Below are 9,483 nucleotides of genomic sequence, written 5' to 3'. Positions count from 1 at the left end.
ATACGTGGATTCCATATACCAGTATGGGGGGCAGTAGACATTATCACTGGTAAGTCTACTAAGATTTGGTCTGGCTTTATCGAGCAGCACATCACGTGTGACATCACTTACGCCCTATGGCAGTACTACCAGATCACGGGTGACCAGAAGTTCATGGACGACATGGGCTACGAGATCATGTTCGACACAGCAACATTCTGGACAAGCCGCCTAGAGTGGCTAGAAGACCGCAACATGTGGGGTATCTGTAACGTAATAGGTCCTGATGAGTACAAAGAGCACATCGACAACAACGCGTTCACTAACTACATGGCTGTTGAAAACATCAAGCTAGCGATTCGTTACTACGAAGACCTAGAAGCGTCTAACCCAGAGCTACTGGCTAAGCTGTCTGACAAGCTGAACCTAGTTGAAGCACGCAAGATGTGGCTAGAACGCGTAGATGATATCTACCTACCGCAACCGCGTGAAGAAGATAAGATCATCCCACAAGACGATACTTACCTACAAAAAGAGATCATTGACCTAACTAAGTACAAAGTGCAGCCATTCGTTGGTGGTCTGTTCCAAGACTACAGCCTAGATCAAGTGAACGAGATGCAGGTTTCTAAGCAGGCTGATTTAATGGTTTTATTCCTACAACAGGAAGATAAGTTTGACCTAGAGACTAAGCTAGCGAATTGGAACTACTACGAGCCGAAAACGCTACACGATTCTTCTCTCAGTCTATCAACTCACTCTGTACTGGCGTCAGATGTTGGTAACCCAGAGTTGTCTTACGACCTGTTCCAACAAGCGACTTCTATCGACATTGGTCAGAACATGAAGAGCTCGGATCACGGTATCCACGCAGCGTCTATTGGTGGTATGTGGCAGTGTGTTGTATACGGTTTCGGTGGTGTACGCATGCTTGGTGGCGAACTGCGCATTAACCCGAACCTACCTAAACAGTGGGATAGCGTTAACTTCCCAATCTACTGGAAAGGTGAGCGTCTGGAAGTAACAGTAGACGGTGCTCAAGTAAGCATTGTTCGTCCAGAGTTTAACGGCCAGCCACTTAACATCGAAGTTGCGGGTGAGCCACGTGTAATTGAATCAACAGAGGCTACTTTCAATGTGTAAGGCATTTATCTTTGACCTGGATGGCGTAATTACTGATACCGCTGAACTGCACTACCAAGCATGGCAGCATATGGCGAACGAAGAAGGTTACTATTTCGATCGTGAAATCAATGAGCAACTGCGTGGTGTGTCTCGTGAGGCCTCTCTAAAAATCATCCTAGATGGGAAAGAGATCAGCGAAGAGAAGTTTGCAGACCTAATGAAACGTAAGAACGACTACTACGTTGATCTGCTAAACACAATTTCTGCAAAAGACGTACTACCGGGCATCGAGCAGTTCCTACTGGAGCTAAATGCACGTGGCATCAAGGTTGCACTGGCGTCAGCAAGTAAAAATGCGCGTCCTATTCTACACCGCCTTGGCCTTACGCCACTGTTTGATGCAATCGGTGATGGATGGTCAGTACAACGCTCTAAGCCAGCACCAGACGTGTTTATTCACGCGGCAGGCCAAGTAGGTGTAAACGCTGACGAGTGTATTGTGGTTGAAGATGCAGAAGCGGGCGTAGATGCAGCCAAAGAAGCAGGTATGCGCGTAGTGGGGATTGGCCCTAATGAGCGCGTTGGTCATGCAACATGGCGCTTCGAGGATACAGCTGAGATGAAACTTGCTGCAATCCTATAAAGCTAAACGCTGATAAAGCAAGCTTTACACATAATAACAAAGGGGCAGCTTGCCTGCCCCTAATACGCCGAACAAGGCGAAAGAATTATAACGTAGGTAGAACAATGGCACGCTTAGAACTGAAGAACATCAATAAAATTTATCCAGATGGTGCGCACATCATCAAAGACGCCAACCTAGTAATCGAAGACGGTGAATTTACGGTTTTCGTTGGGCCATCAGGTTGTGGTAAATCAACCATGCTACGTATGGTAGCTGGCTTAGAAGATATTTCTTCAGGCGAAATGTGCCTAGATGGTGAGGTTGTTAATAACCTGTCTCCTACGGACCGTGGGATTGGTATGGTTTTCCAATCCTATGCACTCTACCCACATATGACGGTAGAAGAGAACATCGCATTTGGTCTGAAATTGGCGAAAAAGCTCAGTGCAGACGAAATCAAAAAAGCCGTTAAAAATGTTGGTGAAATGCTTGAGCTGACAAATTTGATGAAGCAGAAGCCAAGCCAACTTTCTGGTGGTCAGCGTCAGCGTGTTGCTATTGGTCGTGCGATTGTCCGCAACCCTAAGCTTTTTCTTCTTGATGAGCCGCTGTCGAACCTAGACGCATCATTGCGTGTTCGTATGCGACTTCAATTAGCGGAGTATCATCAAAAGCTGAAATCAACCGTGATTTACGTGACACATGATCAGGTTGAAGCGATGACCCTTGCTGACAAGATCGTTGTACTACGTGATGGTGCGATTGAGCAAGTAGGTTCACCGTTAGATCTTTACTATTTCCCGAACACATTGTTCGTCGCAGGCTTTATTGGTTCTCCAAAAATGAACCTGCTACCAGCCACACTAATTTCTGCTTGTGAAGACAAAGCACACGTTGAAGTGGGTGATTACAAGTTTGAAGCGGAAGTGAATGCTCAAGGAGCAACTCAAGGCGCACTAATGACACTTGGCATCCGCCCTGAAGATATCCACCTAGATGAGCAAGGCGTTGGCGTTATTGTTGAAGGTTTTGAGCGCCTTGGCACTGAATCACTGCTTTACACAACACTGGTGCGTGGCGGTCAAGAAGTCTTAGTGCGCGTTCCAGGTACAGTTCATGTTGAAGTGGGCCAGCGTTTGAACATCCGCATCCCTGCTGAAAAATGCCATCTATTTGATAACAAAGGTAAGGCATACGAGCGTGGCCATACGCTCAATGACCTAATCACGCTGCCGCCTCAAGTGCAGCAAGCAAGTTAATAACGATAAGAATAATAAAAAAGCCCGCGGGTGAGCGGGCTTTCAATTACTGCGTTAGCAACGGTTACAGCCGTTGCTAACGTGGACATTAATGCCTGTTGTAGCAGGTACCAATAATTGCTCCTCACCGGAGCGGCAGTAACATAGTGATAATAAGGTAATAATCATGAAAAAAACAGTAGTGGCTTCCTCTGTATTCTTAGCTTTAGCTTTTTCCAGTGCTCTATTCGCTGAAGAGACGCAACAGGATGATAAAAAGGAAGAAAGATTAGCAGCCACAGTTGAGCAGTTAAAGTCTGAATACTCTAATGCAGAACTACTTACTGCGTTAGATGCCCCTCAGCAAGAGGAAAGTAAATTTCATGGAGTTCTAGGTAGTAATATCGAAGTCGAGCGTATTATTCGAGATGATGGCGTTAATGAAGGTAAAGTGAAATACACTATAGCGCAAGGTAGTTTCCGACACGATGACTTACCTGGTTGGGACTTTGGTTTTTATTCTGGCCGTGAAGAGTTGTTTAATGGCAACCTGAAGCATGCCGACTACAACCGAGGCGTAAACTCAATCCAAGAAATCTATGTTAACCGTAGTTACAACCATGAAAAAGGTAACATTGGTTGGGGTTTAAAGTTAGCCGGTGAGAGTATTGATCAGCGCACGACTCCGGGCGGTAAAGTGTTTGGCTCTTACCAACTGACAGATCGTTTGGGTATGCATGGTTACGCGCTTTACCACGTGGAATACAAGCGTGGCACCGGTGAGTTTCCATACTGGGAAGTTGAGCCGGGCTTTGGCTACAAAATCAATGACAATACGGGCGCGTGGTTGAACTTTCGTTACCAAGAAGGTCAGTGGAATGCAAAAGATGGGTACTCAGAAACTGAGACTGAGTGGATTATCAAACCAGGTATTTGGCATAACTTCGGTAAGCTTTCTGCGTCATTGTGGGGTGAATTTGGTTCATTCGAAAAGAGTGTTGATGCAACAGGCGCTCATGCGTGGACGGAAGATTACTCTAAGCTAGGTGTGTCTGCCAACTACCCACTTTCAAAGAACTGGCGCATGTTTGGTGAGGCAAGCTACAAGAAAATTGACTTCGCTAGCGGCCCGCAACGCGATGAGTTCGATGGTTACATTCCACTGTTTATCTTAGGCGCAAACTACAGCTTCTAATTCAAAATTTGTTTCTCTCCTTCAAGCGGAGGAGGGAGCACCACTCTTTTTAGTATTTCTAGTTTCGGGCTGGCTTTGGCGGCAACAGGTCCATTTCGGAGCCTAGGCTTAGGCTCCATTTTTTATTGTCTATTCGAACCTAGACATATTTTTAACAACATCGGTATCGGCTTATGAGCGAACAATATCGCCCTTCACTTCATATGACTCCTGAATCTGGCTGGATGAACGACCCCAACGGATTGGTCTACTTCAGCGGCCAATATCACCAGTTCTATCAATATTATCCCCATGACACAGTATGGGGCCCAATGCACTGGGGACACAAAACCAGTAAAGATCTCATTCACTGGCAAGAGAATAGCCCAGCACTGCTACCTGATGAGTCAGGAATGTGCTTCTCCGGCAGTGCAATTGTCGATTGGCATAATACCTCTGGGTTATTTGAGGACGGCCAGCCGGGTTTACTCACTTTCTATACTTCGTTTATTCAGCCTAAGGTAACACTTGCCGACGGCACGCAGGTTGAAAACCCAATTCAACAACAGTCTTTAGCGTATAGCCAGGATGGCATGACGTGGAAGAAGTATGCTGAAGGTGCACCGATTATCCCAGCTCGTGGCAACCCCGACTTTCGCGATCCGAAAGTAACATGGCATGAAGAGAGCCAAGCTTGGATAATGGTGGTCTCTTGTGGTCAACATATTGAGTTCTATCGCTCAACCGACCTACTAGATTGGCACTTGGTCAGTGAATTTGGTTACCAACATGGCGCGCACAGCAAAGGTCCTTGGGAATGCCCGGATCTGTTTGAGATGCAAATTGAAGGTAACGACGAAACTCGTTGGGTGCTAGTGGTTGGCATAGGTGAAGGCGCACATTGCGGAGGTGCGGGCACGCAGTACTTTATTGGTGATTTTGATGGTAAAACCTTCACCAACCACAATTACCCTGAGACTGTGCTGTGGCTAGATTTTGGTCGAGATTACTACGCGACACAATCGTTCTCTGATGTCCCAAAACAAGATGGTCGTCGCATCGTCAGTACATGGATGAGCAATCATCAATATTCATCAGAACTACCCACAAACGCTTTCCGTAGTTCAATGGCACTACCGCGAGAACTGTTTTTGTTCGAAAGTAAGGCAGGATTGCGAGTAGGCCAGCGTTTTGTAAAAGAGTTAAACACAGCGCTAAGCCTTGATGCGCAAGAGATCTTACCAAATGATGAGCAGGCAGTAAGTATCTACAGCCAACATAAAGCGATGAAGTTCACCGCGGATTGTTCGTTGGATTCAGAGCAAACATTGCACCTGAACGTGTACCAAGATACGCCAGCTTTCTTTGAATTTAAACGCTCGGAAAAGGGCATTGAAGTGCGTTCGGTGCGTCGCGGTCAGTTTGGCAAAGCGCACATTGATAAGCACTTCCCACACGATTACCGAATCGAGTTACCTGTTGATAGCAAATTCCAAGTGGAAGTGTTGATTGATAAAGGCTCGGTCGAGCTTCTGATAAATGGTGGCGAGTTCAGCTTCACTAATCTTGTTTATGCAAAAAATACCGATGCCAACGTAGCACTAAGTGTCGATAGCGGCAGCTTAAATCTAGCCAATGTCCAAGTAGCCAGCCTAATGGGAGAGAAATAATGTTAACCGAACAACAAGCTCACAAGGCTCTACATCAAGTACTTGAATCCGTTGATCTGCCTAAGCTAACTAAGAAAGATGAAAAGGTATTTTTAGAACGCCTTGAGCAATACTTCCCATCACTGACTATAAAGCTACATGCTCTCTATGGTGAACGTTATGACTTCTTCCTTCACTTACAAAAGCTGGTGGTTGTCCTCGCTAAGTCCTTTGCTGGTCGTAAGCGAAAGTGGAAGAACCTAGATGAAAAACGTCTAGTAAACCCTACGTGGTATCGCAGCGAAAAAATGCTTGGTATGGCTGTTTATGTAGACCTGTTTGCGGGCGATCTGAACAAGCTGCAACAAAAGATCCCATACCTAAAATCCCTAGGTATTAACTATCTTCACCTAATGCCATTATACAAAGCACCAGAAGGGGATAGTGATGGTGGATACGCTGTGTCGGACTATCGCAAGGTTGATCCTAAGCTAGGCACAGAGAAAGACTTAGCTCAATTGGCTGAGGCTTTGTCGAGTGAGGGTATTAGTCTAGTCCTGGACTTTGTATTCAACCATACGTCATACGAACATCACTGGGCAGAGCAAGCGCGTAAGAGTAACCCAGAGTTTGAAGACTTCTACTACTTTTTTACCGAGCAGCAAGATGTCGACGATTACAACCAAACCTGTCGCGAGATTTTCCCAACGGTACGCCGTGGTAGCTTTACGTATCTTGATGATATCCAAAAGCACGTTTGGACAACATTTAACAGCTTCCAGTGGGATCTGAACTACTCAAACCCAGCAGTATTTAACGCAATTACTGATGAGATGCTATTCCTAGCGAATATTGGTTGTGAGGGTTTGCGCCTTGATGCGCTAGCGTTCATCTGGAAAGAGAAATGGACACAGTGTGAGAGTCTACCAAAAGCGCACGCCCTGATTCAGTGTTTCAATACCTGCCTGCAGATTGCTGCGCCAGCAGTGCTATTTAAATCGGAAGCGATTGTGCACCCTGACGAAGTAGCACAATATATCGACAAGGGTGAATGTCAGCTCTCTTACAACCCGCTAATGATGGCGTTGATGTGGGAAAGTCTAGCAACGCGTAAAACTGAGTTGCTCACGGCATCACTTAAGAAAAGCTTTGAGATCTCTGATGCTTGCTCATGGGTTAACTATATTCGTTGTCACGATGATATCGGTTGGACGTTTGATGATTCGGTTGCCGAACAGTTAGGCATCAATGGTTTCGAACACCGTCGATTCTTGAATCAGTTCTATACTGGTAAATTTGAAGGCTCATTCTCGCAGGGCGTGCCGTTCCAAGAAAACCCAACGACAGGCGATTGCCGTGTGTGTGGTTCATTGGCATCTCTAGCTGGCCTGGAAAAAGCGATTGAAGCCGACGACTCACAAGCAATTGAGTTTGCACTTAAACGTATTCGTTTACTAAATAGTATTAACTTGAGCATTGGTGGTATACCACTTATCTACCAAGGGGATGAGTTAGGAATTTTGAACGACCACTCTTACCTAGAAGACGAGTTCAAACGTGACGACACTCGTTGGGTAAACCGCCCAACAATAACTGCCGAGAGTATTAAGCTTGCTGAGCAAGCTGGCAGTTATCAGCACCGTATTAACCGAGACTTAAAACAAATGGTGGAATTGCGTAAGCAAAATCCAGTGTTTGGTGAAGCGAAAACGGAGATCCTTGAAACTTATCGACCACATTTGTTTGCTTATTACCGTGCTCATGAAAATGGTGAAAAACTGTTGGCTATTTGTAACTTCAGTGAAGTCACCCAACACCTTCCCGCTTCTATTTGTGATGTGTTAGGCGGGAGCGATTGTCTTGATGTTTTATCTGACCAACGCTTTAGTGGTCCAACAATTGAAGTACCTGCATACGAGGTGTTGTGGTTAAGCAATATTACTAAGGCTTAGTTTGTTGTGATTTATTACGCTCATTTCGTTTGTAGGCTCTGCTTAGTTATCAACTAGATAGCCAGTTTACGTAATGGTACGGCGAAAACACCTTATAAGAAGCCCCACCAACTCGTGGAGTTTTTTACGTTAATTATCGAGCATAGCGTAAATAAATCTAATAAAAACTCATTTAGAGTAAATATAAATTATTGTAAATTAATGATATTTTCTTTGTCTGTGGCCATTTAATGTACTAAGGTTTTAATGTCGCCTGATATAAGGTCACCTTGAACTTGATTCTTTAGGAGAGCCAAATGAAATATCTCATCGCACTTGCTGTTGCCCTAACTTCTATGTCTGCTGCTGCCGGAGTTCCTAAAAATGCGGAGCCAATTATGGCGTGTTATTTTAATGGAAACCTAATCGGCACCATGACACCGACACAGTGTTTTTCAAAAGGGGGCGCGTTATATCATGTTCAGCGTTCTTCCTCGAGAATATCTTCATAAATTGAGTGTAGTGGAAGACATATCTGAATCCATTTGTACGCCAATTTTAGTTACAGTGTGGACTCTCGGATTAGCCTGTATTCGTCATTACATAATGTAGTGGCGCTGATCTCCTGCCAAGTACCTGCTCCCAGATCTAACAAATTGCGCTGTAACTGTTTGAAAGGTGGTTCACGTTATAATTTTTAGAAAGTGTTGCAAGCATCACCTTTAAAAGTCGTTTTTTATAAGCGGCTTTTTGCTTTCTGGTATTTACCAAAACCTCCTCAAATAATGCCCACTTCTTTGGTTAGAATTGTTTTCTCTCGAGCTGTAGGCTTGGTATTCCCTTATACCTTGAGTAAGATGACCCGAACCCCCTTAGTTTTTATGGAATTATGACTGAGTTATTTGAGCAAAAAAATTTGCAGCCTTTGTACATTCAAGTCGCGGGAGAGTTAAAGCGCGAGATTGATAAAGGCACTTATCCTGCGGGCAGTAAGCTACCGTCTGAAAATCAGCTTGTGGACCTGCTGAAAGTCAGCCGTGTAACGGTGCGTAAAGCATTGCAGCAACTCAATGATGGCGGTTACATCTTCTCAGAGAAAGGAAAGGGCAGCTTTGTTAAATCCAATAAACTGCGTCACGATTTTCTTTCCATGTCTGGTTTGGCTCAAGAAGCGGCGGGCGCAGGGTTAGAGGCAACGAATATTGTTGATGCCTTTGAGGTGTTGCCTGCGGATGAGCTTGTCGCTCAGAAACTCAATATTTCGCTTGGTGAGCCCGTTAACTTTGCTCGTCGTTTACGATTGGTGAACGAACAAGTCGTCTCATTTGAAGAGTTTTATATCCCTCGAGTGCTGTTGCCTAACCTCACAGAAGTAGATCTTAAGGGATCTAAGTTCGAATATTTGAGCCGTCACGGTATTGAGATGATCAAGACGCAACAAAAACTGTTGCCGGCTCTGCCCGACGCCACCGTTCAGCAGTTATTGGATGTTGGGGAGCTTGATCCTATCTTGATCAACCAATCACAAAACTACTATGAAGAGCAGAAGATATACGAATATTCAACGGTTTACTATAAATCTAGCTTGTATGAGTTTGAGATAACCGCACGAGTTTAGAGAATGTCGAATAGCCCACCTTTGTGGGCTATTTTTTTATCTATAGGTTTTGAATGTAAGCAATCTTATGCATTTCCAATAAATAACAAGTGTGACGAATAACAAAAAAACGACAGTGAAAAACACAACCTGTATTTAACTTGT

At 44.7% G+C, this 9,483-nt stretch carries 8 protein-coding genes; all 8 read left to right on the top strand.

The annotated features are described in order from the left end of the window. A partial coding sequence (locus tag AB4167_RS15005; RefSeq protein ID WP_372136702.1) for a glycosyl hydrolase family 65 protein occupies positions 1 to 1,122 on the top strand: 1,122 nt, incomplete at its 5' end. Continuing rightward, entirely contained in the window at positions 1,115 to 1,747 is a 633-nt protein-coding gene (pgmB, locus tag AB4167_RS15000) for a beta-phosphoglucomutase (RefSeq protein WP_017060361.1), read from the top strand. The genes AB4167_RS15005 and pgmB, both read left to right, overlap by 8 nt. A 104-nt stretch (positions 1,748 to 1,851) precedes the next feature. Then, positions 1,852 to 2,988 (top strand): ABC transporter ATP-binding protein, encoded by a 1,137-nt coding sequence (locus AB4167_RS14995; protein ID WP_017060362.1) that lies wholly within the window; start codon positions 1,852 to 1,854, stop codon positions 2,986 to 2,988. A 166-nt stretch (positions 2,989 to 3,154) separates the two neighbouring features. Continuing rightward, positions 3,155 to 4,162 carry an OmpG porin family protein gene (locus AB4167_RS14990; RefSeq protein WP_136982394.1) on the top strand — a complete coding sequence of 336 codons (1,008 nt, stop codon included), beginning with the start codon at positions 3,155 to 3,157 and terminating at the stop codon, positions 4,160 to 4,162. 173 nt (positions 4,163 to 4,335) lie between these two features. Then, a complete protein-coding gene (locus AB4167_RS14985; protein WP_136982393.1) occupies positions 4,336 to 5,811 on the top strand; it encodes a glycoside hydrolase family 32 protein in 1,476 nt (491 codons plus the stop codon). After that, on the top strand, positions 5,811 to 7,742 hold the full coding sequence (locus tag AB4167_RS14980) for an alpha-amylase family protein (protein ID WP_136982392.1): 1,932 nt from the start codon (positions 5,811 to 5,813) through the stop codon (positions 7,740 to 7,742). Before AB4167_RS14985 ends, AB4167_RS14980 begins: the two co-directional genes overlap by 1 nt. 296 nt (positions 7,743 to 8,038) lie before the next feature. After that, complete coding sequence (locus tag AB4167_RS14975; RefSeq protein WP_048617545.1) at positions 8,039 to 8,233, top strand: hypothetical protein; 195 nt, start codon at positions 8,039 to 8,041, stop codon at positions 8,231 to 8,233. A 377-nt stretch (positions 8,234 to 8,610) separates the two neighbouring features. Then, complete coding sequence (locus AB4167_RS14970) at positions 8,611 to 9,339, top strand: GntR family transcriptional regulator (protein WP_017060368.1); 729 nt, start codon at positions 8,611 to 8,613, stop codon at positions 9,337 to 9,339. The last annotated feature ends 144 nt before the right edge of the window (positions 9,340 to 9,483 follow it).

The organism is Vibrio sp. 10N.286.49.E11, from assembly GCF_041469505.1.
In the GTDB taxonomy this organism is placed as follows: domain Bacteria; phylum Pseudomonadota; class Gammaproteobacteria; order Enterobacterales; family Vibrionaceae; genus Vibrio; species Vibrio crassostreae_C.
The sequence above is the reverse complement of the archived record's forward strand: the minus strand, read 5'-3'. Positions and strand labels throughout refer to the sequence as shown.